Source organism: Streptomyces xingningensis, from assembly GCF_054957865.1.
Map to the genome: position 1 here is coordinate 16,405 of NZ_JBDJPF010000047.1, position 25,289 is coordinate 41,693.

Annotated in this window: 25 protein-coding genes; 9 read left to right on the forward strand and 16 right to left on the reverse strand. The window is 68.5% G+C overall.

The features are described from left to right. Positions 1 to 38: 38 nt before the first annotated feature. On the reverse strand, positions 39 to 3,059 hold the full coding sequence (locus tag ABCR83_RS22825; protein ID WP_462696996.1) for a DNA cytosine methyltransferase: 3,021 nt from the start codon (positions 3,057 to 3,059) through the stop codon (positions 39 to 41). Positions 3,060 to 4,794: 1,735 nt separating this feature from the next. On the opposite strand from ABCR83_RS22825, the gene ABCR83_RS22830 reads away from it, so the two are divergent. Together ABCR83_RS22830 and ABCR83_RS22835 are read left to right on the forward strand one after the other, a co-directional pair. Further along, a complete protein-coding gene (locus tag ABCR83_RS22830) occupies positions 4,795 to 5,313 on the forward strand; it encodes a hypothetical protein (RefSeq protein ID WP_462696997.1) in 519 nt (172 codons plus the stop codon). A gap of 54 nt (positions 5,314 to 5,367) precedes the next feature. Beyond that, complete coding sequence (locus ABCR83_RS22835) at positions 5,368 to 5,616, forward strand: hypothetical protein (RefSeq protein ID WP_462696998.1); 249 nt, start codon at positions 5,368 to 5,370, stop codon at positions 5,614 to 5,616. Positions 5,617 to 5,644: 28 nt separating this feature from the next. On the opposite strand, the gene ABCR83_RS22840 is transcribed toward ABCR83_RS22835, so the two are convergent. The 3 genes from ABCR83_RS22840 to ABCR83_RS22850 are packed head-to-tail and all read right to left on the reverse strand — an operon-like array spanning position 5,645 to position 8,357. Continuing rightward, positions 5,645 to 5,797 carry a hypothetical protein gene (locus ABCR83_RS22840; protein WP_462696999.1) on the reverse strand — a complete coding sequence of 51 codons (153 nt, stop codon included), beginning with the start codon at positions 5,795 to 5,797 and terminating at the stop codon, positions 5,645 to 5,647. Then, positions 5,794 to 7,956 carry a DUF3631 domain-containing protein gene (locus ABCR83_RS22845; protein ID WP_462697000.1) on the reverse strand — a complete coding sequence of 721 codons (2,163 nt, stop codon included), beginning with the start codon at positions 7,954 to 7,956 and terminating at the stop codon, positions 5,794 to 5,796. The genes ABCR83_RS22840 and ABCR83_RS22845 overlap by 4 nt, the downstream gene beginning before the upstream one ends. Continuing rightward, positions 7,953 to 8,357 carry a hypothetical protein gene (locus ABCR83_RS22850; RefSeq protein WP_462697001.1) on the reverse strand — a complete coding sequence of 135 codons (405 nt, stop codon included), beginning with the start codon at positions 8,355 to 8,357 and terminating at the stop codon, positions 7,953 to 7,955. The genes ABCR83_RS22845 and ABCR83_RS22850 overlap by 4 nt, the downstream gene beginning before the upstream one ends. 241 nt (positions 8,358 to 8,598) lie before the next feature. Between ABCR83_RS22850 and ABCR83_RS22855 the strand changes: the two genes are divergently transcribed. Further along, a complete protein-coding gene (locus tag ABCR83_RS22855; RefSeq protein WP_462697002.1) occupies positions 8,599 to 8,757 on the forward strand; it encodes a hypothetical protein in 159 nt (52 codons plus the stop codon). 204 nt (positions 8,758 to 8,961) lie between these two features. On the opposite strand, the gene ABCR83_RS22860 is transcribed toward ABCR83_RS22855, so the two are convergent. From ABCR83_RS22860 to ABCR83_RS22870, 3 genes are all read right to left on the reverse strand, one after another. Next, positions 8,962 to 9,366 (reverse strand): hypothetical protein, encoded by a 405-nt coding sequence (locus ABCR83_RS22860; protein ID WP_462697003.1) that lies wholly within the window; start codon positions 9,364 to 9,366, stop codon positions 8,962 to 8,964. A gap of 57 nt (positions 9,367 to 9,423) precedes the next feature. Further along, the gene (locus tag ABCR83_RS22865) at positions 9,424 to 9,687 is read right to left on the reverse strand and encodes a helix-turn-helix transcriptional regulator (RefSeq protein WP_462697004.1); all 264 of its coding nucleotides are present in this window, start codon (positions 9,685 to 9,687) and stop codon (positions 9,424 to 9,426) included. Between the two features lie 192 nt (positions 9,688 to 9,879). After that, complete coding sequence (locus ABCR83_RS22870) at positions 9,880 to 10,101, reverse strand: helix-turn-helix transcriptional regulator (protein WP_462697005.1); 222 nt, start codon at positions 10,099 to 10,101, stop codon at positions 9,880 to 9,882. Positions 10,102 to 10,245: 144 nt separating this feature from the next. Between ABCR83_RS22870 and ABCR83_RS22875 the strand changes: the two genes are divergently transcribed. Then, complete coding sequence (locus tag ABCR83_RS22875) at positions 10,246 to 11,529, forward strand: tyrosine-type recombinase/integrase (protein ID WP_462697006.1); 1,284 nt, start codon at positions 10,246 to 10,248, stop codon at positions 11,527 to 11,529. A gap of 236 nt (positions 11,530 to 11,765) precedes the next feature. On the opposite strand, the gene ABCR83_RS22880 is transcribed toward ABCR83_RS22875, so the two are convergent. The 4 genes from ABCR83_RS22880 to ABCR83_RS22895 all read right to left on the reverse strand — a co-directional run bounded on the left by ABCR83_RS22880 (position 11,766) and on the right by ABCR83_RS22895 (position 14,941). After that, positions 11,766 to 12,035: a type II toxin-antitoxin system RelE family toxin gene (locus tag ABCR83_RS22880; protein ID WP_462697007.1), complete on the reverse strand. Its 270-nt coding sequence runs from the start codon at positions 12,033 to 12,035 to the stop codon at positions 11,766 to 11,768. Further along, positions 12,032 to 12,310, reverse strand: a complete 279-nt coding sequence (locus ABCR83_RS22885) for a type II toxin-antitoxin system Phd/YefM family antitoxin (RefSeq protein WP_462697008.1) — start codon at positions 12,308 to 12,310, stop codon at positions 12,032 to 12,034. The genes ABCR83_RS22880 and ABCR83_RS22885 overlap by 4 nt, the downstream gene beginning before the upstream one ends. Positions 12,311 to 12,386: 76 nt before the next feature. Then, positions 12,387 to 13,916, reverse strand: coding sequence for an FAD-binding oxidoreductase (locus ABCR83_RS22890; RefSeq protein WP_462697009.1), 1,530 nt, complete (start codon positions 13,914 to 13,916; stop codon positions 12,387 to 12,389). Between the two features lie 275 nt (positions 13,917 to 14,191). Continuing rightward, positions 14,192 to 14,941 carry an SDR family oxidoreductase gene (locus ABCR83_RS22895; protein ID WP_462697010.1) on the reverse strand — a complete coding sequence of 250 codons (750 nt, stop codon included), beginning with the start codon at positions 14,939 to 14,941 and terminating at the stop codon, positions 14,192 to 14,194. Positions 14,942 to 15,154: 213 nt separating this feature from the next. On the opposite strand from ABCR83_RS22895, the gene ABCR83_RS22900 reads away from it, so the two are divergent. Both ABCR83_RS22900 and ABCR83_RS22905 read left to right on the forward strand, forming a co-directional pair. After that, a complete protein-coding gene (locus ABCR83_RS22900; protein ID WP_462697011.1) occupies positions 15,155 to 15,592 on the forward strand; it encodes an Rrf2 family transcriptional regulator in 438 nt (145 codons plus the stop codon). 82 nt (positions 15,593 to 15,674) lie between these two features. After that, positions 15,675 to 16,682 (forward strand): quinone oxidoreductase family protein, encoded by a 1,008-nt coding sequence (locus ABCR83_RS22905; RefSeq protein ID WP_462697012.1) that lies wholly within the window; start codon positions 15,675 to 15,677, stop codon positions 16,680 to 16,682. Here the strand turns inward: ABCR83_RS22905 and ABCR83_RS22910 are convergent. From ABCR83_RS22910 to ABCR83_RS22920, 3 genes are all read right to left on the reverse strand, one after another. Further along, the gene (locus ABCR83_RS22910) at positions 16,679 to 17,488 is read right to left on the reverse strand and encodes a putative protein N(5)-glutamine methyltransferase (RefSeq protein WP_462697013.1); all 810 of its coding nucleotides are present in this window, start codon (positions 17,486 to 17,488) and stop codon (positions 16,679 to 16,681) included. The genes ABCR83_RS22905 and ABCR83_RS22910 overlap by 4 nt on opposite strands. 238 nt (positions 17,489 to 17,726) lie before the next feature. After that, the gene (locus tag ABCR83_RS22915; RefSeq protein ID WP_462697014.1) at positions 17,727 to 18,128 is read right to left on the reverse strand and encodes a RidA family protein; all 402 of its coding nucleotides are present in this window, start codon (positions 18,126 to 18,128) and stop codon (positions 17,727 to 17,729) included. Then, positions 18,125 to 19,249, reverse strand: coding sequence for an acyl-CoA dehydrogenase family protein (locus ABCR83_RS22920; RefSeq protein ID WP_462697015.1), 1,125 nt, complete (start codon positions 19,247 to 19,249; stop codon positions 18,125 to 18,127). Before ABCR83_RS22920 ends, ABCR83_RS22915 begins: the two co-directional genes overlap by 4 nt. A 130-nt stretch (positions 19,250 to 19,379) precedes the next feature. Here ABCR83_RS22920 and ABCR83_RS22925 point away from each other — a divergent pair, with 130 nt between their 5' ends. From ABCR83_RS22925 to ABCR83_RS22935, 3 genes are read left to right on the forward strand one after another with little or no spacing between them, the layout of a single operon-like run. Further along, positions 19,380 to 21,020, forward strand: a complete 1,641-nt coding sequence (locus tag ABCR83_RS22925; RefSeq protein ID WP_462697016.1) for an AMP-binding protein — start codon at positions 19,380 to 19,382, stop codon at positions 21,018 to 21,020. Then, entirely contained in the window at positions 21,013 to 21,849 is an 837-nt protein-coding gene (locus ABCR83_RS22930) for a PaaX family transcriptional regulator (protein ID WP_462697017.1), read from the forward strand. The genes ABCR83_RS22925 and ABCR83_RS22930 overlap by 8 nt, the downstream gene beginning before the upstream one ends. A gap of 58 nt (positions 21,850 to 21,907) precedes the next feature. Beyond that, positions 21,908 to 22,105, forward strand: a complete 198-nt coding sequence (locus ABCR83_RS22935; RefSeq protein WP_462697018.1) for a hypothetical protein — start codon at positions 21,908 to 21,910, stop codon at positions 22,103 to 22,105. Positions 22,106 to 22,111: 6 nt separating this feature from the next. Here ABCR83_RS22935 and ABCR83_RS22940 read toward each other — a convergent pair whose 3' ends face one another. Both ABCR83_RS22940 and ABCR83_RS22945 read right to left on the reverse strand, forming a co-directional pair. Continuing rightward, positions 22,112 to 24,352, reverse strand: a complete 2,241-nt coding sequence (locus tag ABCR83_RS22940) for a bifunctional salicylyl-CoA 5-hydroxylase/oxidoreductase (RefSeq protein ID WP_462697039.1) — start codon at positions 24,350 to 24,352, stop codon at positions 22,112 to 22,114. A gap of 2 nt (positions 24,353 to 24,354) precedes the next feature. Beyond that, on the reverse strand, positions 24,355 to 25,182 hold the full coding sequence (locus ABCR83_RS22945; protein ID WP_462697019.1) for an enoyl-CoA hydratase family protein: 828 nt from the start codon (positions 25,180 to 25,182) through the stop codon (positions 24,355 to 24,357). Positions 25,183 to 25,289 lie beyond the last annotated feature (107 nt).

Sequence of the window (25,289 nt, forward strand, 5' to 3'; positions counted from 1 at the left end):
CGGCATCAGCTCCCCCAGGTACGCCCCCGCCGCCAGCGTCACCAGGGCCCCCGCCGCAGCCTCGGGGGGATCCCCGTCCGTACAGGTGCCGGTGTGGTGGGGGCGCCCCTCAGCTCCGTACGCGCCTGCCGGAGATCGGCGAGGACTTCGGCGAAGCCGCGTTCCTCCTCTTCCTCCGCGACTGCTTCCGGCTCGCCCGTGAGCTCTTCCCGCAGCGCGGCGAGTTCCGCCATCACCTCGGCGAAGGTCAGCGCGGGCGTGTCGTCCAGGTGCTCCTCGACAGCCTCCTCCTGGCGCTCCTCGGCGGCCTGGTGGCGCTTCTGCTCCTGCTGCTTCCTCACGCGGTCGGCAAGCTCGAAGATCCGCGCTACCTGCTCGCGCTCCTGGCACTCGTCCTCCGCGCGCTGCGTGTTCACCTGTGCGGCAAGTGCCTTGATCCGGGCGACGGCTTCCCGCTCCTCCTGGTGCTCCTGCTCGTCGCCGACGGCGGGCGCCTCGGGTACGGCGACGCTGGGCGCGGGTACGCCCGGCACGGACCCTCCCTCGTTCGCCCACACCTGCTCGGGCTCGGGCTCGTACACGGTGATGCCCCAGTCGTGCCGGACGACCTTCGGGGCGGGAGCCTCCCCGGCCGCGAGGCGCCACGCCGCCGCGCGCTGCTCGCGGGTGAGGGGCGCGATGCCCTGCGGCTGCGGCTCGTCGTCCTCCTGGCCGTCGTCCTCAAAGACGGGGTCGGCGGTCGCCTCCAGCGGCTTCCAGTCCGGGCCGCAGTAGCGTTCCAGGGTCTCCCTGAAGGGCAACGCCGTACGGGTCGCGTCGGCCTCGGCGATCTCCTCGCGCAATTGCTGGAGAAGGGTCTTCTGCGGCTGCGGTCGCGGCGGCTCCACGCCGGGCACGGCTCCCCCGTCGTCCTCCCACACGTGCAGTTGCCCGGGGCCTCTCACCTGCGGCGGCTCGGGCTCGAAGCGGTGCACGTCCGGGTACTGCTCCGCGAGGTACTGCCGCAGCATCGGCAGCCACGCGATGCCCAGGGCGGCCCCGAGCAGGGCGCATGCGGCCACGGGCGCGATGACGTCGCCGAACTGCTGGCAGATGGCCGTGCGGGAGCCCTGCGCGGGGTGGTCACGGGGCATCGTGACGAGCGCTGCGACCTGTTCGAGCGTGAAGCGCCCGCCGTGCTCCCCGAGATCCCACGAACGGATCTTGCTGGTGATCGCCGTGCACGGCTCGGCGGTGATGGTGAAGGCGTTCCCGCCCGACGTCTTGCGGTTGCCACGCGTCCACACGGTGGTGCCCTCGGGGATGCCGGTCGCCTCTGCCGCGCCCGTCGTCAGGTCCTCGGGCGCCTCCATGGACATGGCGCCGCCGTCACGGCGGGCGTACAGCAGGGAGCGCACGCGGTGCGAGGGACTGCCGTAGTCGGCGGCGTCCGCGATCGTCCACTCCGCGATGGACCAGCCGAGGAGCTGGAAGTCCGCGACGACTTCCCCGCGTATCTCCTCGGGGAGCTTCGAGGACTGTTCGACGGCCACCCATTCCAGGGGCGCCCCGGCGGCTTCCAGGCCCAGGGTCCATATGGCTATCTCCAGCATCAAGCCACCCGTGACGCCCGAGTACCCGTCAAGGTCCCGGCGGACGTCGAACCAGGTAGCGCCGTTGGGCTCCTTGTAGGTGATTTCCTTGCCGAACTCCGGGTGGTCGCCCCCGCACAGCGGCATCGCTCCGGCCGCGCGCCGCGCGCAGTCCCACGCCTCCCCAAGGATGTCGATGTTCTCGGCGAGCCGCCCCAGCCGCTTTCCCGCGTCCGTGTAGTCGATACAGGGCGGGGTCACGATCAGCCCGTGCACGTCCCGGAAAACGGGGTCCGCCGGGTCGAGGGTGGTCACGTCCGCGTGGATCGCTGTGCACCCGGCGGCGCGCTGCGTCGCGACACAGCGGGCTTCGCTGTCGACACAGATCAAGTCCACGTCGCTCTTCAGCACCTTGCGCAGGGCCACACAGGCGCCCCCGGGGCCACAGAAGAGGTTGAGGACCCGTTTGCGGTCGCCCTCCTTCCAGCGCGTCAGCCACGGCCGCAGCTCCGGGTAGACGGCCGCCGCGTGGCTCTCCTCCGGCTGCTCCGGCTGCGGCGCGTCCGGGTCGTAGCAGGCGCACGGGGATTCCTCGCAGTCCTCGCACACCTGCGGCTCCGGCTGCGCTTCGGCGACCGGCTGTGCCTCCGCTCCCGGCTGTTCCGCCGCCTCTCCCCGCGCCACCGCGTCCGCGAGGACGGTGCGCTTCATGGCCGGGCGCCCCTTCACCCCGGCCGCGATCTCGACGCCGCTCCCAAGGTGCTTGATGAAGTAGCACCCCGCCAGCATCGAGACCCAGTAGGCGTGTCCGAGGATTTCCGCCCGCTCTCGGCCCCTCTCGCCACTGAACGCGATATCCCCAACCTTGGGCGCGCTCTTCGGCTTCGGCGTCTTCACGGGCGTCTCCAGCTCCTTCTCCTGGGGCTCCGGCGCCCGCTCCTCTTCCGGCTGCTGTGGCTCGGCAGGCTGCTCCAGCGCGCGCTCCAACTCAGCCGCAGGAACCGCGCTTGTGGTGTGGCTGTCGCCCCAGGCGACGCGGACGGGGGAGCCGCCCATGTCGACGCTGCGCACACGGCCCTGACGTCCGTTCACGCTCACCCGGTCACCCGGGGCCCACAGGACGCGCTTCGGAGCCGCTACAGGCCGCTCGGGGGCGTTCTCGGGCGCCTCCGCCGCCGGGGCAGGATTCCCCCTCCCTGCCAACCGCTCCAGCACCCGCTCCCGCCGTTCCTGCTCCAGAGCGTGACGATGGCTGCGCACGATGTTCTTGATGTCCTGCCAGTAGCCGACACCGACGCATTCCGAGCCGTCCCATTTCACGGCGTATTTGAATCCGGCTACCTCTACGCGGTACGACTCGTCACGGCACGGCCAGTTCCAGCCGTGCTCTTTGTCCCCGCCCAACGGAGTCTGTGCACCCCACACGCGCGAGTCGTCCACCGACGGAAGCGCCACGTCCAGCGGGAACTCCAGCCGGTAGCGGCGCAATTCCCGTCGCTCCTCACGCTGCCCCTTCTCCCACGCGGCAACCCCCTGGGCACGCTCGAAGGAGGGACGCCGTACAGCGGCAACACGCTTCGCACGACCGACCGTGCTGATTTTCTCCGCCGCCGCGCGCACCCTGAATCCAAGACACACCGCACAGAGCGGACCCCCGGGCAGCGTATCGAAATCCGGAATGGCGTAGAGAGGGTGTTCGTTCTCATCCTGGCATTTGGGGCACGTACCGCTATGGATGTACTCGGGTGAGAAATATTTCCGGGACCGCTCGGAATAGACGCGCTCCGCTGCTTCCGCGTCCACCACACGCGCGTACCGTTCGCATCGCCTCACCGCTTCGGCAAGACTCTCCATCCTGCCCAGGGTGGCTATCGGCTGTTCGCCGTTGAAGACGCGCGGCTCGAAAATTGCTGCCTTTGTGCGCTCATGCCAATGCAGCTTGACGACGAATTCCAACCCATCCACGGTGATGATCCGATGCGGGTAATACCGAACCGTCCCGAAAATCGCCATCTGATCGCCGGAGACTTCAACGGAAACAGGGCGCTGAACCTTTTCGAATCCCTTCCGCTCCCACAGTGCGTAGGGCTGCGGCGGCTCGGGAATCCTGGCGCCCGGAGTCTGGGGAAGCTCCTCGAACGGCAATTGCTCGGGGATCGCGCCCCGGAGGGAGCGAACTTCCGCGCCGTTGATCTTGAATCCGCCCAGCCGGTCACGCTCCATGAGGTGACATTCGCCCGTGACCCCGGAGCGGTCCGTGACGATCCACCAATTCGCACATCCAGGCCCATTCGACCACACGGAGCCCTGTACCGGCGTCCCGCAGTAGGGCGTCCACTCGACCCAATCACCCGGCGCGAATGCTTCTCGCCCCTTCATCGGAGCGTCCGCTGATTTCGGGAGCCGCATTTTCCGGGCGCGGTGAGCCGTAGACGGCCGGAATTTCGGGGCGCCCTTTTCCTGCTTCTCTACTTCCGCAACGAGCTTTGCGCGCTGCTTGGTGTACGCCTCGGCTATGTCCGGGCGCGCGTCATCAGGCACCGTGCACAGAGTAAAGCGCAAGCGCCCGTCCGCGCTCTCCAAGACTTCGCGACCGTCCTGATTTTGAGCATAGCTCTCCCCGGGAGTTTTTACCATTTTCGAGAAACCCCTATCGCCGAATGTCGCACTGGCGCCGGGTACCAAACCGACGCGCCCGAATGGGCAGGGCTCCATTTTATCGAAAAGGGCCCGAGAATAGCAGAGCGCTAGGATCGAAAACAGGAAAAGGGGCGTGGTAAATGCCACGTCCCAGGATTTGAGAAATTCAAGGAATTCGCTTGACGCTCAAAGGATGTCCAGGGCGTGCCTATTCGGCGTGGGATGCCTGAATAAGGTGCCCCCACCCTTAATGTCTGAATTCTCCGGCCTGTGCCCCTGATCGTCCACACACAAAAGCCTTGCGCGGATAGAGGCAGTGTCGCCGGCCGGGGCAGTGCCAGGGCATGCACGAGCCTACGTGCTAATCTCCCGGCAGGGAAACCCTCAGTGTCGCACTGAATTTCCTTGGGGCGCTGGCGTACCAACTCTCTTCCTCGCGAAGAGCGGGCCGGCGCCCTTTCTCTTTTCAGAGCCGCGTCAGTACACGGCGGCCGGTGCGCCATCCCCTACCGAGCCAGCCGTACGGGCTCCTCCTGCCCGCTACAGTGCGGGACTTGAGCAGCACCAGCGCACTGGAGGTCCTGTGGCCGGGGAGTACATCACCCTCGCCGAAGCGGTCGAGCGCTATCAGCGAGCGGTCCCGAACTGGTTGATCACGTACGAGCGGTACCGCAAAGAGGCGCACCGTGATGGGAAGGTCTCCATCGCGGGCGGGAAGAGCATCCCCGCTGTCAAGATCGGTCGGCAGTGGATGGTCAAGGCCGCTGATCTGGAGGAGGCCCTGGCTGGCCGGCGACGCGAGATCGAACTAACTGCCAGAGTGACCGGTGACTACGAGCGGCACATCCTGCACGGTCAAGAGTCCCGAACGACGTGGGGCGGATACCGGGTCCGAGGCGCCTTTCACTTCGCATGGAACACCGTGCAACGAGCCTTGCAGAACAGCGATGGTGCATGGTTCTGCAATACATGCTGGAGCATCGCCCAGCAGGAGCGGAACGGCCAGGAGTGCCACCGCTGCCGGGACTGGTCGCCATGCGGGAACGACTGCACCCTCACCAAGATTTTCTGCCCAGGGTGCGGCACTGAGCAGCTTCTCTAGCAGGGCACATCCGGACGGACTGACGCTGTCAGCGGCGTGCGCGATCCTGGCTCCATGACGTACCCCCGCGTCCCGTGCCCCGGCTGCGGCCGGGAAGTCGCCGCGACCCCCGCCGGCGTCGGCCTCTACCGCCTGAGCCGCCACGACCACCCGCAGATGCACCGCGACTTCCAGGGCACGCTCGTCTCCTGCTCGGCCTCCCTGCGGCGCGTCGAGCTCGACGCCGCCCTCCTGTGCCCCGCTGGGGCCGTACAGCTCCCGCTCCCCGAGGAGCCCGGGGGCGAGCCCCTGGCGCTCTTCTAGCGCCTCTGTACAGCGCTCTGAGGCTCCCTCAGCCTCCCCTCCCTCCAGGGCCCCAGCGGGGATAGCGGGCCTCGTGCACGCGGTAGACGAAGACGTAGCCCTCGGGGTCGTACAGCCGCCGGACGACGCGGTAGCGACAGCAGCGGCTCGACACCCCCGAGCGGCGACGGCGCGTCCTCATACCGCCTTCTCGACCTCCTTGCGGGGCCTCCCGCGCGGGCGCATCTTCGTGCGGTCAAGGTGCTTGTGCGTCCAGCTCTGCGACCGGTTGATGGCCTTCGCGGTCGCGTCGACGGACAACCCCCTGTCGTAGAGCCGCTGGGCGTCCTCGCGGGTACCGCGCTCGGGAGCAGGCGCCTCCGGTGCCGCCTCCGGTGCCGCCGCTGGGACTCCGAGCTTCCCCCGCCGGCCGTAGCCGGGCACCGGAGAAACTTCTTCTCCGGACGCCCTGGACGTCCTGGACGGGTCGGAGGGGAGAGGGGTGTCGTTTTGCATCTCACTGTCGACGTCGCAATAGCGCTTCCATGCGTCCGAGAAGTCCGCTCGGTAATAGCCGCGTTGTGTCCTATCGCTGCTGTGGGCAGGCTGGATATCGAAGGGACGCAGCATCCGCGCAAGAACAGCAGCACTCAGACCGTCGCCACGGTCCCAGCGCGCCCATGGGGATTCGGGCATGTAGTTGAGATAGTCGAGAAGGCGTTCTGTGGGGATGAACGGCTTTCCGGCGGCCTCATGATCGAACGCTTCCCGGCAGGCGGAGAGAAGGATGTAGCTATCGCTCCCCTGCTGCTGGAGTGCGTGTTGCCGTTCAGTGAGCCACACGGCCGCTTCCCGGGCACGCCGGGGCCAGTCTCCGCCAGCCTCGTCGGCGATGACAAGGAGGGCCTTCCAGATGTCGCGAGGGCGGCTCTTGAGAGGACTGTCCGCTCGTACGCCGCGCAGGGATTCGCGGCGGGGCACCAGCCACATGAAAAGGTCGTCGCGGATGTTGTGGGCTTCTTCGCCGTGGACGTCGATGTCCCAGTCCTCGAAGTGCTCGCCGGGGGCTGCGCGGCGCAGGGTGACGACGATGGAGCGGCTGAGGATCGTCTCGGGCGGGGTACCGATACCGGCGACGGCGAGCATGCCGAACACGGGAAGCTTGTCACGGACCCAGTTGCCGTCCGAGTCCTTGATGCAGACGGCTCGGCCACCGCTGTAGCGGTAAAATCCAGAGTCGACTACGGCCCGGACTTCTTCCGCTTTGTCACTGATCTTCCGTCGCCCATAGATAGTGTCGATCTCATCAATGAACGTGCTTCCGGGATCATCGGCCTGCGCGGCGAGGCCGCGATCGAGGGCGGCCGGACTCGGGTTGAACATCTTCTCGGGCTCATAGCTCAGTTCGCTGAACACGTCGAATACGCGGGTCTTGCCGCATGCGGACTCAGGCGCGCTGACCGCGAGGCGCGGGAACCAGTTGATGACGGTCTGAATGTAGGTGGCTGCGGTCCAGAGGGTCAGGGCGACGAAATAGCGGTCATCAGGCAGAACGCAGAAGCGTTTGCCGAATGCTTCCACACGGTCGAGGATCGCGGCGCCATCAATGTCGGGGACCTCAACGAACTCTGCCTCGGTGAGTCCGGCCTCGAAGTGGTCGGCGGCGTCGGCGTGCTCCTGATCCAAGGACGTACGCAGGATGATGACCTTGCTGACAAGGGGGCGCAGAGCGAAACGGAGTTCTTCTCCGAAGCGCCGGCCGGTCTCATCGTTGTCGGTGTAGACGCGGACGGCCGAGGCCCCGCGCACACAGTCGATCAGATCATCGGGAATGCCGCTGTTTCCTCCGTGATGGCTGGAGATGCAGACGCGGCCGGAGTACCCGGTCACGGCGTCGGCGGTCTTCTCGCCCTCGGCGATGCCGATCTCCCCACCTGCTGCCGCGACGGCGCGGGCCTCGTCACCGTGATACGTCGTGGGCGTCAGACCGGCCAGACCCTCCAGCCACTCCATGCCCAGGTCCGGCAGCGGGCCCGGCGGTTCCTTGCCGTTGAGAAGCGCGTTCTCCGTCCTGGTGCGGTGCTTCTTCACGAGGGCAGTGTCGTGCTCCCGCTGGCCCCACCGGTACCAGCGGAACGTCTTCTCGTTCTTCACCGGCCGGGGCTGGCCTTTGACCAGGCGGGCGTGACGCTCGAAGCGGCATTTGCGCAGAGGAGTCCCGTCCTCGATCGCTACGGCCTCGTACACCGCGACCGGGGCGCCCCACCCGTCGAGTGAAACGACAAAAGAGATGGTCACTACTTCAGACCCGTCCAGGACGTCCAGGGCGTCCGGAGAACATGTTTCTTCCGCCTCGCTCACGACCGCCCCCGCTTCCCTCTGTCGTACAGGTCGGACGCGTCGAGCTCCAGGGCTTCGAGGATTTCCGCCTCGGGGCAGCCGTGGGAGTGGCAGCACACCAGGACACGGCCGCCGTCGGCGTAGGAGGCGTACCCCACCGACAGGTTGAGCCCGGAATCCGAGCGGTAGTGGGAGGAGCCGGGGCACTGGGCGCGGTAGCCGCCGCTCCAGCCCTCGCGCACCTCCAGGCCCTCGGATTTCAGGATGGTGACGAAGTTGCGCAGGGCAAGAGGGGGCTTGTGCTGGTCGTAGACATTGACTTCTCCGCGCTGGCCGTATCCCGCTTTGCGGAGCGCCGGGGCAACGCCGCTCCAGCCGGCCGCCGCGTCATGAGAGTTGTTGCTTTTCTGGCGAAAATGCATGGATTAGAATCCTTACGTTGTTGGTAATCGGTGTAAGACAGAGCTCTCCTCGCCTGTCCTCGTTGTTCTGTGCGGTATTAGAAGGCTCCTGGACTTGTCACCCGGGGGCCTTCGCCATGCCGGGGGACATCCGTCCCGGGAACTTGTGCGGCAGGGGGCTCCATTGGTGCCCATGCCCCCGCATTCGCTGGAAGCTGCCGATGCTCCAGGCCCCAGCGGGCAGTGATCTGAACTGACGCACGTGATGCGCCAGATGTGCGCCGAACACCCCGAGCTCCTCCACTTCCCCGGCGCCATCAAGCCCCCGCAGGCGCAGGCCGATACGCACCCGCCGTCCGGGGGCGAAAGCGAGGCGCTGCACGGCAACCAGGCGCCCCTCCAGGGCGATAGGACGAAGTAGGGGCACCATGCGCTCGTCGAGGACCAGGAGAGGCCCCGGACGGGCCGTCAGCCGCGCTACGAGCTGTGCGGGGGTCAGCGTGTCGATTACCGCCGAGGCAGTATCAAGAGGCACACTGGGAAGGGAGTTGGAATCTGCCATTTCTGTCTTTCCTTTCGCCTTCGCCCCGGTCGTCGCCCGCCGGGGCTTCGGCATATGTGTAGGTCAGTCAGTCGGGCGGTGGAATCCGTCATGGTAGCGATGCGTAGGAACCCACTCGTCCAGCGGGAATTTGGCCAGGGATTTCACGTACGAGCGGGCGCCGATCCAACTGTCGCGGACCACGGCACCGGTATTCTTTTCGATATCTACACAGACGCCCTCGCGGACCATCCGCCCCAGGTGGTAAACGGGCCCCCGGCCGCGCACACGCAGGAGCACTTCAGCGAACTCGCGTTGACGCAGGACATCGCGGTACAGGAAGCGGCCGGGGTCGCACTTCGTTGTGCAGGCATATTTCCGGACCTCTGCACGTGCGTACGAAGATGCATAATTGCGATACCAGTCAAGCACTTCCGAGTCGGAAATTTCGATGGTGCGGATATCCTGGCGCATAATGAGTGAAGACATAGGAAACCTTTCTGCCTTCGCCCCGGTGCCGGCCGGGGCTTCGGCATTTCTGAGGGATCAGGCAGTGACGCGCCCGCGCTCGTCGAATTCCGCGAGCGCACGGAGTACCGGGTCGTCCGGGTCGGGCTCGTAGAGATCAGCGGCATGGACGCCGAGAAACTGCGCGATCTGCCCGACGACATAGGGCGGCGGTGTGGCCTTGCCGTTCTCGTACACGTTGACCGTGGTCGGCGACTTCCTGATGATCTGGGCGAGTTGAGGCTGGCTCATCCCGGCGCGGATACGGGCAGCGGTAAGGCGGGCCGGGTCAAATGTGGGCATCGTGGAGCTCCGGTTTCAGTCGGTGCGAATGAACCACGACCAATCAACCATGGGCGATTTTTTGGGCGTTATACCTGGCGCTTCCAACTCGGCGAGCACTGGCACATCCCAGTCGCCGCAACGGTAAGGGGCTGTAAACCACCCGAATAGAGCAACTTCGGCTCTCGAAGGAACGCCGTCCCCTTACACGACCTACTGAGTCTTCTGCTCGTCCCACCACGCTTCGACGTCCTCCCAGTCGTAGCGGAGGTACTTGCCGACGCGGACACCCTGCGGGCCGGTCCCGGCATAACGCCACTTGTAGAGCGTCGCGACGTCCACCCGCAGGTACGCTGCTACCTCCTCCGCCGTCGCCTTGGCGCGCGGAGTCCCGCCGCCGCCCGGCTTCTTCACCGCCACGGCTTCTCCCCTCATGTGCTGATGGCTCCTGGCCTCAGCCGACGGTAGAGAGCGGCATTTTTCCCTACAAGGGATCTATTTTTCATTCGCTCATATGGCGGGCGAATCACCCTATCTCTCGCTAATAGCATCAAGCCCGCCCGAAGTTGAGGAGTCCACTTGCCGTACGACCGCTGGCACAAGTCGCGTCCGAAGCCCGAAGAGGAGGTGTGTAAGCAACACGGCAAGGTGCCGTCGAAGGATCACGGGGTCGGGAAGCGGTGGCAGGCACGTTGGCGCGACCCGGAGGGCGTGCAGCAGACGGAGCTGTTCGCGAGGGAGACCGACGCCAAGAAGCACGAGAACAAGATGCGGGCGGGGGTGGGTGACGGGACCTACCTCAACCCCCGAGCCGGTGAGGTGCGCCTCGGAGAGTTGGCCAACGCGTGGTTCGCCGGCCAGCACTTCGAGAATTCGCGCACCGAGCGCCGATACGAGGAACGCGTACGGCTCCACATCGTGCCCACCGCGCTCGGAAGACTGCGGGTGAAGGACGTGACTGCATCGGCCCTGATCAGCTGGCTTCAGGACCGACGTCAGCACCTGGAAGACTCCACGCTGAGGATGGTCTTCAACTCCCTCCAGCGCGTCTTCGACCTGGCCGTGGACGACGGCATGATTCACAAAAACCCGTGCCTGCTCCAGTCCGTTCAGCGAGTCCGGCCCAAGCGCAACGACGGCGGCCGAGCACAGTTGACGCTGACGTGGGAGGACACAGAGAAGATCCGCGCCGAACTTCCCGACCGGTACCGAGCCCTGGTCGACTGCGGTCGGGGGCTCGGACTACGACAGGGCGAGATCTTCGGACTCTCCCCCGATGACATCGACTGGGACCACCCCGACGGGCCGATGGTCCACATTCAGCGTCAGGTCGTTCACGACGGCTCGTTCCTGGTCTACGACCTCCCCAAGGGCGCCGACGAGGAGAACCCAAAGGATCGATGGGTGGAACTTCCCGAAGACGTCGCGCGGGCCTTGCGCGAGCACATGGCCAAGTACCCACCCGTTGAGGTCACGCGGCCGTGGGGCGCGAAGGACGGCGAACCGAGGACGTTCCGGCTGATCTTCTACACCCGTGAGAAGACCGCGATCCAGTCGAACTGGTTCAACAGCTACCGGTGGAAGCCCGCATTGGCGGCCGTCGGGCTGATCAAGCCTCTGGATGTCGAGGAGGAGACGAAGGGCAAGCGCCAGTGGGAGAAGTCCCGGGACAAGGGCATGCACGCCCTCCGGCACCTGTACGCCTCGATGATGATCGCCGGCGGCGTGGACATCTACACTCTCGCCGACCGGCTCGGCCACGCCGACCCCGCGTTCACCCTGCGGAAGTACGTTCACCGCGTCGTCGGTGCAGGCTCGAAGGTCCGTCAGGCCGTCCGCAGCGCCTACACAGTGGCCGCGTGAGCACGGATTTCGTCGGCATCCCACGGTCACGTTCCGTGATCTCCGAGCGGCCTCGACACCATGGGGACAGATCGCCTCATTTCGACCACCCACACCGGCCGTGCTGCACATGCTAGACAGCTCAAACCCTCAGCATGTGCAGGATTCGTGCAAGATGATCACTCAAAGAGGGCGTTATGCCTAGTCAGCACGGTTGTGCAGGAGATCCGGGACATCTGAGTGCGGCTCTTTCGCCCTCAGAGGTTGCGGTAGACGTCACGGCGATCACCGACCTTGACCACGAGAATGAGCAGCTCTCCATCGTTGACCTGATAAGCGACGCGATAACTCCCGACCCTCAACCGGTACAACTCGGAGGGGCCGGTGAGCTTCTTGACATCGGCGTCATCACGATAAGGGTCGTCGCCGAGTGCGGTCAGCGCGGTCAGAATCCGCATGGCACCCGGCCGGTCGATGGCGCGCAGCTGCCGCTGTGCGGCGGCGGTGAAGCGAAAGGCGTACTTCACGCAGCTTCCCCGCCCCGAGCGCCCTTCTCGCTGAACAAATCGGCCAGCAGCTGGGCCATGGTCACGGTCGGACCACTCTCCGCGAGGACAGCTTCGGCCTCCCGAGCAAGCAGCTCATCGGCGGCTTCTTCCAGGGCATCGAAGTCCGCGATCGGCACCAGTGCGGCAACAGGCACCCCGTTGCGAGTGATCACAGTTGGGGTGCCCTGCTCGGCATGGTTGATGTGGTCCGCAAAATGCGCACGGGCTTCACGGACGGTCACGGCGTCATCCATAAACGAAGTGTACACACAATCGCGTACACGGCATGCCTCACGACCATGGACGCGGACGCGCCTGACGCCGTGCCCGTCAGGACGGGTCGATGGACAGGGTGTGCCGGAAGACATTGCGCGGGTCGTAAGTGGTCTTGACCCGCTGCAGCCTGGGGTAGTTCTCCTTGTAGAGGAGCGTGTACCAGGGCACTCCGGAGACGTTGAACCTGGGATCCCTGATGTCGATGTCGGGGTAGTTGATGTAGCAGCCGTCCTGCTGGTCGTTGGGCACCGGGAATCCGCCGGTGCCGGCGTGAACGGAGCCGTGCAGCTTGCGGATCCAGTTCACCTCCGCCTCGTCCTGTGCCTTGTCCGCCCAGTTGGTCGAGTACCAGAGCTTGATGATGGAATCCCGCTGCGCCACCGCGGTCGCCGTCGGCGAGACCGTATTGATCTTGCAGCCATAGGCGGCCAGATAGACCAGGGCCCCGCCCGTGTGCTCCGGGTCGGTCAGGCTCCGGTACAACGCGCCGATCTGGTCCGCGTTGAACGGCTTGCGCATATAACCGCCCATGGACTTGTGGCGGTTGTACTTGCCGGGCGGGATCGAGGGCTCCAGGACGGCATCGATCCAGGCCGAGTCCTTGGTGTCGGTCTTCGGCTGGACGGTGACCCCGGCCGAGACCGCACGAATGTAGTCGTCATGCAGGCGCTGGGTATCGGGCAGGCCCCCGTCCATCCTGATCTCCAGCTGGATGTCCCCGTCGTAGAACCCAAAGAGGAGCAGCGAGCTGTGCATCACGGCATAGGGCGAATCGGGCCCGCTGTTGGCCGCGTGGAAGGCGCTGTGGTTCATCACCAGCCGGGTGAAGTTGGCCTCGGTCATTCCCTTCCAGGACCAGCTCACCACGGACTTCCGCCAGCGCGCCGGGGGCTTCGGCAGCAGCTCCGAGGGGCTTCCCTTGGTCCCGGGCGTCCGGAACCAGTACTTGGTCACGATGCCGAACTGGCCGCCGCCACCGCCGGTGTGGGCCCACCACAGGTCATGGTGCGGGTCGTTCTCCCTGCGGGTGGCCACTATGGTCCGCGCCTTGCCCTCGCGGCCCGCCACGACCACTTCCACCGCATACAGGTGGTCGACCGAGAGACCGAAGCGACGTGACAGCGGCCCATAGCCGCCGCCGGCGACATGCCCCGCGACGCCGACCTCCGGGCAGACGCCGGCGGGCAACGTGACTCCCCAGCCCTCGTACAGCGCGCGGTAGACCTCGCCCAGCCGCGCCCCGGGCTCGACGGCGAACGCATCCATCCTGGAGTCGAAATGGACGCGTCGCATTTCCGAGGTGTCGACCAGCAGACGAATCTGCGGGTCGTCGACCAGGCCCTCGAAGCAGTGCCCGCCGCTGCGCACGGTGATCCGCTGATTGTTGCGGACGGCCTGATTCAACGCCTTCTCCACCTGCTCGGCGTTGTGCACCAGCCATATCTCGTCGGCGGTGGAGGAAAAACGCTTGTTGTAGCCGCGCTCGGCCAGCGCGGCGTATCGTGCGTCACCGGGGCGGACGATCACCTCGGGAGCAGCCGGCACATTTTCCGGCAGTGTCTCGGCGTGAGCCACGGATGCCATGCCGGACAGGCCCGCAGTGGCAGCACCTGCCACTGCGGCTGCGGAACCCAGAAAGCCGCGTCGCGAAACCATATCGAGCCTACCTACCTGTCTGAAGTCCGTGAGGGTTCCCCAGTTGACGCTGTATGTGCAGGGGGTTCACAGCCAATCAGTCCCGGCTTCGGCATCGCTATGCGGTTGACCTAAATCTGTCGTACGCCGATCGAGAAGTTGTGCAACGGCTGTACTGGACGTTGCACCGCACGCCCTGGAGCGCCGACGGCTCTCCCGTCCGTCTACAGCAGGGTTCCGCCCGAGGCGTCGAGCCACTGTCCGGTCACCCAACGGCTGTCCTCGCCGGCCAGGAAGGCCACCACATCGGCGATCTCCCCGGTCTCGCCGATGCGGCCCATCGCGGTCTGCGCGTCCACCCACTTCCGGGCCTCGCCGACCAGCCGGCCCTCGTGCATATCGGTCTCGATGACCCCTGGCGCCACGGTGTTGACCGTGATGCCGCGCGGGCCCAGCTGCTTGGCCAGCGTCTTGGTGAGGACGTCGACCGCCCCCTTGGACATGGCGTAGTTGATCACGTGGGGCGCGGCGGCACCCTGCGTCAGGATGGTGGAGACATTGACGATCCGGCCACCGTCCCGCAGCCGTTCCAGACCGAGCGCGGTGATGAAGAACGGGGCCCGGGTGTTGACCGCGAAGACCCGCTCGAAGTTCTCCCGGGTCACGTCCTGGATTTCGGTCTGATCCCCGAGGATCCCCGCATTGTTGACCAGGATGTCCAGCCCGTCGGCCTGCGCGTCGAATGCGGCCCACAGCGATTCGGCGTCTCCCGGCACACCCAGCTCGGCCCGTATCGCGAAGGCCTGTCCACCGGCTGCCTCGATCGCGGAGACGGTCTCCTTCGCCGCCGCCTCATTGCTGCCGTAATGGACGGCGACCCGGGCGCCGTCCTGCCCGAGGCGCTTGGCTATCGCCCGGCCAATACCCCTGCTGCCGCCGGTGACAAGTGCGGTCTTCCCAGCGAGTTTTGTCATGCCGAGCACGCCTCCCATGGATGTACGGACTGTTGGTGTAAGGGCTGTTAAGGAAAAGTGCGACCTCGACTCCGCCATGCGGAACGGCCAGTTGATCTCCATCATGAAGCCCTAGCTAGCCGGTCGTCAAGTAGGGTGACGACCGCCGGGACCACGCCTTGACATCCACCTGGATGCAACAAAGACTGTTACACCCAGGAAGGGCAGGAACTGATGGCCGCGAACAGCAGGCTCACCATTGCCGTGCACGTACTGACCTGGATGGCCCTGGTGCAGGGCCAGGGCCGGGAGGTGGTGACCTCGGAGCAGATCGCCGACAGCGTCAACACCAACCCGGTGGTGATCCGGCGCTGCCTGGGCGAGCTGCGCAGGGCCGGGCTGGTCGAGGTCCGGCACGGGGCCGGGGCCGGCTGGCGGCTGATCCGCGAGCCCGATGCGGTCACCCTGCTCGAGGTCTACCGGGCGGTGGAGGGCGAGCCCCTGTTCGCCCTGCACCGCGGCGAGCCCAACCAGCGCTGCCCGGTCGGCGCGGGCATCCGGCCCGCCCTGGAACAGGTCTATGGAGGGGTGGAGGACGCCGCCCGGCGTGCACTCGGCGAGACATCGATCGGCGATGTCCTGCGCGAGACGCTGACCACGCGGCCTCGGTGACGGCCGGCTGCCACGGCGGGCGCGCTTTTCACGGCCCTTGATGTAACAAATATTGTTCGCTCTAGTTGAAGGTCGAGATGTGATGCACGGGATCCAGTACCGCGAGCACGGCGGCTACGAGAAACTCCAGCTGGTCGAGCTGCCGCTGCCCGAACTCGAGGACGGCCAGGCTCTGGTCCGGATCACCTATGGCACGGTGAGCCCCTTGGACAACACCATTCGCATGGGCCTCATGGACCCCTCGCTGCAGAAGCCGCTGCCGATCATTCCCGGTGGGGCCGCCGTGGGCTCGGTGGTCGATCCGGGTACCTCCGGACTGCCCAGCGGAACCCGGGTGTTGGTCACCGCGCCGGGGCGCGGCCTGAGTTCGGACGGCACCTGGCGGGAGTATGTCGCCGAGTACGCCCAGGACCTGATGCCGCTGCCCGACCGGGCAAGCGACCGGCGGGTGGCCGCGATGTTCGCCGGCGCCGGGCACAGCACGGCGTATCTCGCCCTGACCGAACTGGCCGGATTCCGGCCGGGGCAGAGTGTGCTCGCCCCGGCCGTGGGCGGTGCGATCGGCATGGGCGCCGCCCAAGTCGCCGCCCAGCTGGGCGCGTCGACGGTGATCTCCACGGCCGGCCGGACCGAGAAGGCGGAACGAGCCCGCGCCCTGGGCTTTGAGAATGTGATCGACCTGTCGAAGGAGTCCCTCCACGACGGCGTGGCACGGCTGACCGAAGGCCGGGGCGTGGATGTCGTCCTGGACGGGGTCGCCGGGCCCCTGCTCGGCGATGCCATCTCGAGCCTCGCCCACGGCGGCAGCTATGTCGCCATCGGATACGCGGGCGGCACCCAGGGCACGGTCGATGTGCGGCACCTGATGTGGAAGCACGCGCGCGCCTACGGCTATATGTTCAATATGTTCTCGCCGGAGGTGGTGCGCGCAGCCCGGCTGACCCTGCTCGACTGGCTGGCCGAGGGCCGGTTCGAGCCCGTCGTCGCCGCCGAGTACCCCTTGGCCGAGGCGGCCCGGGCCCAGCACCACCTCATCGAGGACCGGCCCTTCGGCCGGATCCTGCTGGCCATCGGGGCGGACACCCCCTAATCCACCGGATCGCACCCCCTGGTGCCGATGACCACCGTGGCGTCCAGCTCGTCGCAGTCGGCCACGCCGGGCGTCAGGCCACTGCCGGCGACGATCTCGACCGCGCGCGACAGCTGGCGCTCACTGGTCTCGAACAGCAAGTGGCCGCCCGGCGCCAGCCATTGGGGTGCCGCGGCGGTCACCCGCCGCAGGACGCCGAGCCCGTCCGCGCCACCGTCGAGCGCCACCCGCGCCTCGTGGATCCGCGCCTCCGGGGGCAGCAACCCGATCTCCTCGGTGGGGACATAGGGCACATTGGCCAGCAGAACATCGACGCTGCCGCGGAGCGCGCCGGGCAATGGCTCATACAGATCGCCCTCATACACCCGGCCACCGGCGGCAGCCACATTGCGGCGGGCACACCGCACCGCCGCGGGATCGATGTCGGCGGCGTACAACTCGACCCGGTCCACGGCCGCGGCCAGCGCGGCACCCAGCGCGCCCGAGCCGCAGCACAGGTCGACGACCGTGGACCGGGGGCGGGCGAGGGCAACGGCCTGGCCGACGAGGAATTCGGTGCGGCGGCGGGGTACGAAGACCCCGGGATCCACGGCTATTCGCAGGCCGTGGAACTCCGCCCAGCCGAGGACGTGTTCCAGCGGAAAGCCGACGGCCCGCCGGTCCACCATGGCGTGCAGATCGTGAGGTGTCCGCGCCGTGGATATGAGCAGCTGCGCCTCGTCCTCGGCGAATACACAGCCGGAGGACCGAAGCCTGGTGACAACGGCGGAGAAGGAAAGCGGGGCAATTGATGATGAAACCGACATGAGAGCCTTTCGGGATGCCGAAGGGCGCTCTCGCGGTCACCTACCTCGAAGGGACCGTACACATATGAGGTGAGAGCACCCGGCCTGCTACTGCGGTAATGGGTCCCACCTCCTCGGTCGCTTTTCGCTGACGGCTTCGACACTGTACCCGAGCCAACCGGTCAAGGCGATACGGGCCCGGCCATGCGGTAGCGGGCCATGGGGCCCGGCGGCTGGTCCGGCGCGACCCTCACCAACATCACGGCAACACCGCCACCCCGTCCAGCTCCACCAGCGCCTCCTCGTCCCACAGCCGCACCACCCCGACCACCGCCATCGCCGGATACTCCCGCCCTGCCAACCTCCTCCACACCGCACCCAGTTGTGCGGCACAGGCGCGATACTCCGCCACATCCACCGCATACACGGTGACCCGCGCGAGCTGGCCCGGCTCACCCCCCGCCGCTCGCAGCGCGGCCAGCAAATTCGCCAGCGCCCGCTCGAACTGCTCCGGCAGTCCGTCCCCGACGACCTTGCCGTCCCCGTCCAGAGCGGTCTGCCCGGCGAGAAAGACCAGGCGCCCGCCCACCGCGGTCACCGCATGGCTGAACCCCTTCGCGGGCGCGAGCCCGGCGGGGTTCACCCGCTCCAGCCGGGTCATCGGTACAGCTCCCTGGCGATGATGGTGCGCTGCACTTCCGTCGCGCCCTCATAGATGCGCGGGGCCCGCACCTCGCGGTAGAGGTGTTCCAGGAGGTGGCCGTGGGCCAGGGCACGGGCACCGTGGATCTGTATGGCAGCGTCCACCACATACTGCGCCGTCTCGGTGGCGAACAGCTTGGCCATCGCCGAGCGGGACGCGATGCCGGGCTCCCCCGCGTCATAGGCCGCGGCGGCCGCGTAGACCAGCAGGGCGGCCGCCTCGGTGCGGGTGGCCATCTCGGCGAGTTGATGGGAGACCGCCTGGAGGTCCTTCAACGGGCTGCCGAACGCCCGGCGTTCACCCGCGTGGGCGAGCGCGGAGCGCAGGGCGGCGCGGGCCATGCCGACGGCGAAGGCACCGACGCTGGGGCGGAAGAGGTTCAGGGTGCGCATGGCTACGCGGAATCCTTCGCCCACCTCGCCGATGACGTCATCGGGGCCGACCGGGACGGCGTTGAAGGTCAACTCGCCAATGGGGTGGGGGCTGATCATGACCAGCGGGCGGCCGGTGAGACCGGGGCGGTCGCCCGGCACCAGGAAGGCGGTGACCCCGCGAGCGCCGGGGGCGGGGCCGGTGCGGGCGAAGACCGTGTAGAAGTCGGCCTCGGGGGCGTTGGAGATCCAGCACTTCTCGCCGGAGAGCGACCAGCCCGCACCGTCCGGCTCGGCACTCAGTGCGAGCGCCGCCGCATCGGAGCCCGCCCCCGGCTCGCTCAGCGCGAACGCGGCCACCGCCCGCCCCGCCGCGGCCTCCGGCAGCCAACGGGCCCGCTGGGCCTCGGTGCCGGACAGGACGACCGGGTAGGCGCCGAGACCCTGGAGGGCAAGGGCCGTCTCGGCCTCGGTGCACTCCTGGGCGAGTGACTCGCGCAGCAGGCAGAGGTCCATGGCCCGTACCGGGCCATTGGGCGGAAACACACCGGCCAGCAGGCCGAGTTCGGCCAGCGCGGCCACCAGTGGCCGGTTGACACGGCCCGGTACGCCCCGCTCCGCCAGCGGGCGCAGCCGCCGGGCCGCCAGTGCGCGCAGCTCGGCGCATCGGTTCCGCTGTTCCCGGTCCAGGGCGAACGCTGGGGGCACCGTGCGTCCTTTCTATCGCGCTCTGTTGACTGTCGTCACTAACTCGTTACGCTGACAGCACATCCGCACCGCTGACAAGACCCCCGGTACCTCCCTTCCTGTCCTTTCAGCGCGAGGGGCACATCCCGCCATGGATCTCAAGCCTTCGGCGCATGTCGACACCTTCCCGCGGGACCATCTGCCGCCCGCCGGACAGTGGCCGGACCTCCGCTTCGACCTCGGCGCGCCGCGCTACCCGGGCCGGCTCAACTGCGGTGCGGAGCTGCTGAAGGACACCGCGGAGCACCGGCCCGCCTTCCGGGACGGCGCGGGTGGCGTCTGGTCGTACGGCGAGCTCCGGGCCCGGGTGGACCGCATCGCGCACACCCTCACCGACGACCTGGGAGTGATCCCCGGCAACCGGGTGCTGCTGCGCGGCCCCACCTCCCCCTGGCTGGCGGCCTGTTGGCTGGCGGTGCTGAAGGCGGGCGCGGTGGCCGTGACCGTACTGGCCGCGCAGCGCTCCCAGGAGCTGGCGACGATCTGCCGGCTGGCGCGTATCCGGCACGCGCTGTGCGACGCCCGGTCGGCCGGGGAGCTCGTCAAGGCGGCGGTGCCATCCTTGCGGATGACACCGTTCGGCGGGGATTCACCCGATGACCTGCTGCGGCTCTCGGCGGGAAAACCGCCATCCTACGCGGCCGTGGAGACCTCCGACGACGATGTGGCCCTGATCGCCTTCACCTCCGGAACCACCGGACGCCCCAAGGGCTGTATGCACTTCCACCGGGATGTGCTCGCCATCGCCGACACCTTCTCGGCCCGGGTGCTGCGCCCGCGCCCCGACGACGTCTTCGGCGGCAGCCCGCCGCTCGGCTTCACCTTCGGCCTCGGCGGCCTGGTCGTCTTCCCGCTGCGGGTGGGAGCCCAGACGGTGCTCACCGACTGGGCGGGGCCCGGCGGGATGCTCGACGACATCCAACGGCACCGAATATCGGTGCTGTTCACCGCGCCCACGGCCTATCGGAACATGCTGGAGCGGATCAGGACGGACGAGTACGACCTCTCATCGCTGCGGCGGTGCGTCTCCGCGGGCGAGCATCTGCCCGCCGACCTGTGGCACGCCTGGCGGCGCGGCACCGGGCTCCGCCTCATCAACGGCATCGGCGCGACCGAGCTGCTGCACATCTTCATCTCCGCCGCCGACGACGCCATCCGCCCCGGCACCACCGGCCTTCCGGTGCCCGGCTTCGAAGCCCGTATCCTGGGGCCCGGCGGACGGCAAGTCCCGGACGGGGAGGCGGGGTTGCTCGCCGTGCGCGGACCCATCGGCTGCCGTTATCTCGCGGACGAATATCTCGCGGACGAACGGCAGCGCGAGTATGTCCGGGACGGCTGGAACCTCACCGGCGACACCTATATCCGCGACGCGGACGGCCACTTCCGCTATGTGGCCCGCGCGGACGACATGATCGTCTCGGCCGGGTACAACATCGCCGGGCCCGAGGTGGAGGAGGCCCTGCTGCGCCATCCCGATGTCCTCGAGGCGGCCGTGGTGGGAGAGCCGGACGAGCAGCGCGGTGCGGTGGTCGTCGCCCATGTGGTGCTGCGGGAAGGCGTGCCGCGTACCGAGCGGACGGTGACGGAACTCCGGGAATTCACCAAAAAGGAGATCGTTCCGTATAAGTGCCCTCGCAAGATCGAGTTCGTGGAGGCCCTGCCCCGCACTCCCACCGGCAAACTCCAGCGTTTCCGGCTGCGTTCGGGCCCTTTACAGTTTCCTCGTGACTGACCAGCAGCCGCCCCCCACCCCCCGTTCCCTCATCGTCACCTTCTACGGTGCGTATGGACGCGGGAGCACCGGCCACCCGGCCGACCCGGTGCCGATCGCGGCCCTGATCCGGCTGTTGGGCGCGGCCGGCGTGGACTCGCCGTCGGTACGGTCGGCCGTCTCCCGGCTCAAACGCCGCGGCCTGCTGGTCGCGGGCCGTACCGAGCGCGGCGCGGCCGGGTACGGGCTGTCGGCGGCCGGGCGGCAGCTGCTGGACGACGGCGACCGGCGGATCTACGGCCGTCCCACCGCGCGGCCGGGGCACGGCTGGCTGCTGGCCGTCTTCTCGGTCCCCGAAGAGGAGCGCCACAAGCGCCACTTGCTGCGCTCCCGGCTGGCCCGGCTGGGCTTCGGCACGGCCGCGCCCGGGGTGTGGATCGCCCCGGCCCATGTGCACGAGGAGACCCGGCACACCCTGGAACGGCTCGGACTGGCGGCGTATGTCGACCTGTTCAAGGGCCGTCACCTCGGGTTCGAGCCGACCGCCGAGGCGGTGGCCCGCTGGTGGGACCTGTCGGCCCTGGCCGGGCAGCACCATGCCTTCCTCGAGGTTCACGAGCCCGTGCTGCGCCGCTGGGCGCGGCGGCGGCCGGTGCCGTCGGAGGACGCCTACCGTGACTATCTGCTCGCGCTGGACTCCTGGCGGCGGTTGCCGTACGCCGACCCGGGCCTCCCGGCGGCGCTGTTGCCCGCGCAGTGGCCGGGCGGGCGGTCGGCCCGGGTCTTCGCGGCGCTGCACGGGCGGTTGTGGGACGCGGGTGCGGAGTTTGTGGCGGGGGTGCTGGGGTAGTGCTGCGTCAGCCGGGGTTCGCCCTCAAGGAGCGGCGTCCGGTGGGACACTGCCCGGCATGAGCGCCGACGCCTACCGCCCCTACCGTCCGGCGAATCCCCCCGTCCGGTGCGTCAAGTGCCAGCGGATCGGTGTGATTCTGACCAAGGCCAAGCATCCCGGCACCGCGGAGATGCAGTGGAGGCTCACCTGCATCGACTGCCGGATCGCCTGGCCCCAGGATCAGCACGGGGGTTCGGCGGACGAGTACGCCTGAGGGCCGCTACCCCCGGCGGCCGGTCGGCGGCTTGCGGCTGCCTGCCCGGTAGGGCGGCGGCCAGGGCGCGCCGGGCCCCGCATAGCCCTGGTCGGCCGCGGCGTGCAGGGTCCAGTTGGGGTCGTAGAGATGCGGCCGGGCGAGGGCGCACAGGTCGGCCCGTCCGGCCAGGATCAGCGAATTGACGTCGTCCCAGGAGGAGATGGCGCCCACCGCGATCACCGGCACGTCCACCAGTTGCCGGATCCGGTCGGCGAACGGCGTCTGGTACGAGCGCCCGAAGGCGGGGCGTTCCTCGGACACGACCTGGCCGGTGGAGACGTCGATCGCGTCGGCGCCGTGCTCGGCGAAGGCACCGGCGATGGCGACGGCGTCCTGTGCGGTGGTGCCGCCGGGTGCCCAGTCGGTGGCGGAGATGCGTACGGTCATGGGCCGTTCGGCGGGCCAGACGGCGCGCACCGCGTCGAAGACCTCAAGGGGGTAGCGCAGCCGGCCGGCGAGGTCGCCGCCATAGGCGTCGGCGCGCCGGTTGGTGAGCGGGGAGAGGAAGGAGGAGAGCAGATAGCCATGGGCGCAGTGCAGTTCGAGGAGGTCGAACCCGGCTCGCGCGGCCGCCTCCGCGGACCGGGTGAACTCCTCGCGGATGCCGCCGAGTTCGGGGGTGGTCAGGGCGTGCGGGGTCTGGTTGACGCCGGGGCGGTAGGGCAGTGCGGACGGAGCCGCCAGCGGCCAGTTCCCGTCGGGGAGCGGCTGGTCGATGCCGTCCCACATCAGGCGGGTGGAGCCCTTGCGGCCGGAGTGCCCCAGCTGGACGCCGATGGCCGTGCCGGGGGCCCGGGTGTGGACGAAGCCGGTGATGCGCCGCCAGGCCGCCTCGTGCTCCGGTGCGTACAGGCCGGTGCAACCGGGGGTGATGCGGCCCCGGGGGCTGACGCAGACCATTTCGGTCAGCACCAGTCCGGCGCCGCCGAGGGCCCGGGCGCCGAGGTGTACCAGGTGGAAGTCGCCGGGGGTGCCGTCGACGGCGGAGTACATGTCCATCGGGGAGACGACGACGCGGTTGCGCAGGGTCAGGCCGCGCAGCCGGAAGGGGGTGAACATCGGTGGGGTGCCGGGTGGTACGCCCGCCTCGGCCTCGACCGCGGCGACGAAGTCCGCGTCGCGCAGCCGGAGGTTGTCATGGGTGACGCGGCGGCTGCGGGTGAGGAGGTTGAAGGCGAAGCGGTACGGGGGCCGGCCGGTGTGCAGGGTGAGGTTCTCGAACCACTCCAGGCTGGCCCGGGCGGCGCGCTGGGTGGACTCGACCAGGGGGCGCCGTTCGGCCTCGTAGGCCGCCAGTGCGTCGGCCGTGGTGTGGCCGCCGTCCAGGTGGGTGGCGAGGGCGAGGGCGTCCTCGACGGCGAGCTTGGTGCCGGAGCCTATGGAGAAGTGGGCGGTGTGGGCGGCGTCGCCGATCAGGACCGTACGGCCGTGCGACCAGCGTTCGTTGACGACCGTGCGGAAGGCGGTCCAGGCGGAGCGGTTGGAGCGCAGCGGGCTGCCGCCCAGGGCGTCGGCGAAGTACTTGGCGCACTGCCGGAGGGTCTCCTCCTCGTCGCAGTGCTCGAGTCCGGCCCGTCGCCAGACGTCTTCGTGCATCTCGACGATGACGGTACTGGCGGTGGGTGAGTAGGGGTAGCCGTGGAGTTGCATCACGCCGTGCGGGGTCTCGGCGATCTCGAAGCGGAAGGCGTCGAAGGCGAAGTCGGCGGAGAGCCAGACATAGCGGCAGCGGTGTGTGGTGAGGGTGGGGCGGAAGTGGGCTCGGTGGGCTTCGCGGGTGCGGCTGTGTACGCCGTCGGCGGCGATGACCAGGTCGTGGGAGCGGGCCAGTTCGGCGGCGGGCGGTGCCTCGGTGCGGAACCGGAGGGTGACGCCGAGCTCGCGGCAGCGCCGGTGCAGGATCTCCAGCAGCCGGTGGCGGCCGAGGGCCGCGAAGCCATGGCCGCCGGAGCGCAGCACCCGGCCGCGGTGGGCGATGTCGATGTGGTCCCAGCGGATGAACTCGCGCTGCAGCGCGGCATGGACGTCGGGGTCGGCGCTCTCGATGCCGCCGAGGGTCTCGTCGGAGAGGACGACGCCGAAGCCGAAGGTGTCCTCGGGGGCGTTGCGTTCCCAGAGGGTGATCTCCCGCTCCGGGGCGAGACGTTTCAGCAGTGCGGCGGCGTAGAGGCCGCCGGGGCCGCCGCCGATGACCGCGACGCGCATGGTCACCGCCCCCGCCACTCGGGCGGCCGCCGTTCGGTGAAGGCGGCGTGGAATTCGGCGTAGTCGGCGCTGTTCATCAGCAGGGCCTGGGTGGCCGCGTCCAGTTCGATCGCGGTGGCCAGGGGCATGTCGAGCTCGGCGGTGAGCAGTGCCTTGGTCTGGGCGTGGGCGAGGGCGGGGCCGTCGGCGAGCCGGCGGGCGAGGGCCTGGGCGGCGGCCGGTACCTCGCCCTCTTCGGTCAACTGGCTGATGAGGCCGATGCGTTCGGCCTCGGCGGCGCGTACGGTCTCGCCGAGCATCAGCAGCCGGGTGGCATGCCCCAGGCCGACGACGCGGGGCAGCAGATAGGCGGCGCCCATGTCGCCGCCGGAGAGGCCGACCCTGGTGAAGAGGAAGGCGAAGCGGGTGGTCGGGTCGGCGATGCGGAAGTCGGCGGCGAGCGCGAGGACGGCGCCCGCGCCCGCCGCGATTCCGTGCACGGCGGCGACCACCGGGAAGGGGCACTCGCGCAGGGCCCTGACGACCTGTCCGGTCATCCGGTTGAAGTCGAGGAGCCGGGCGGTGTCCATGCCCAGGGTGGCGCCGATGATGTCGTCGACATCGCCGCCGGAGCAGAATCCGCGCCCTTCGCCGCCCAGCACCAGGGCCCGTACGGATCCGTCGCGGGCCAGCTCGGGCAGCAGGTCGCGCAGGTCGGCATAGGCGCCGAAGGTGAGGGCGTTGAGCTTGCCGGGGCGGGCGAGGGTGACGGTGGCCACGCCGGAGTCGAGGGTCAGGCGCAGGTGCCGCCACTCCTCGGTGGTGGACGCGGAGCCGGTGAACGGGCTCATGAGCACGGCCTCCTTCAGCCGGAGCTGGGTGGTGCCTGCCCGGCGAAGTTATCACCGTCTCGTGACTCCCGTCACGATGGCGCGATAAGAATGGCTCCGGTCCGGCC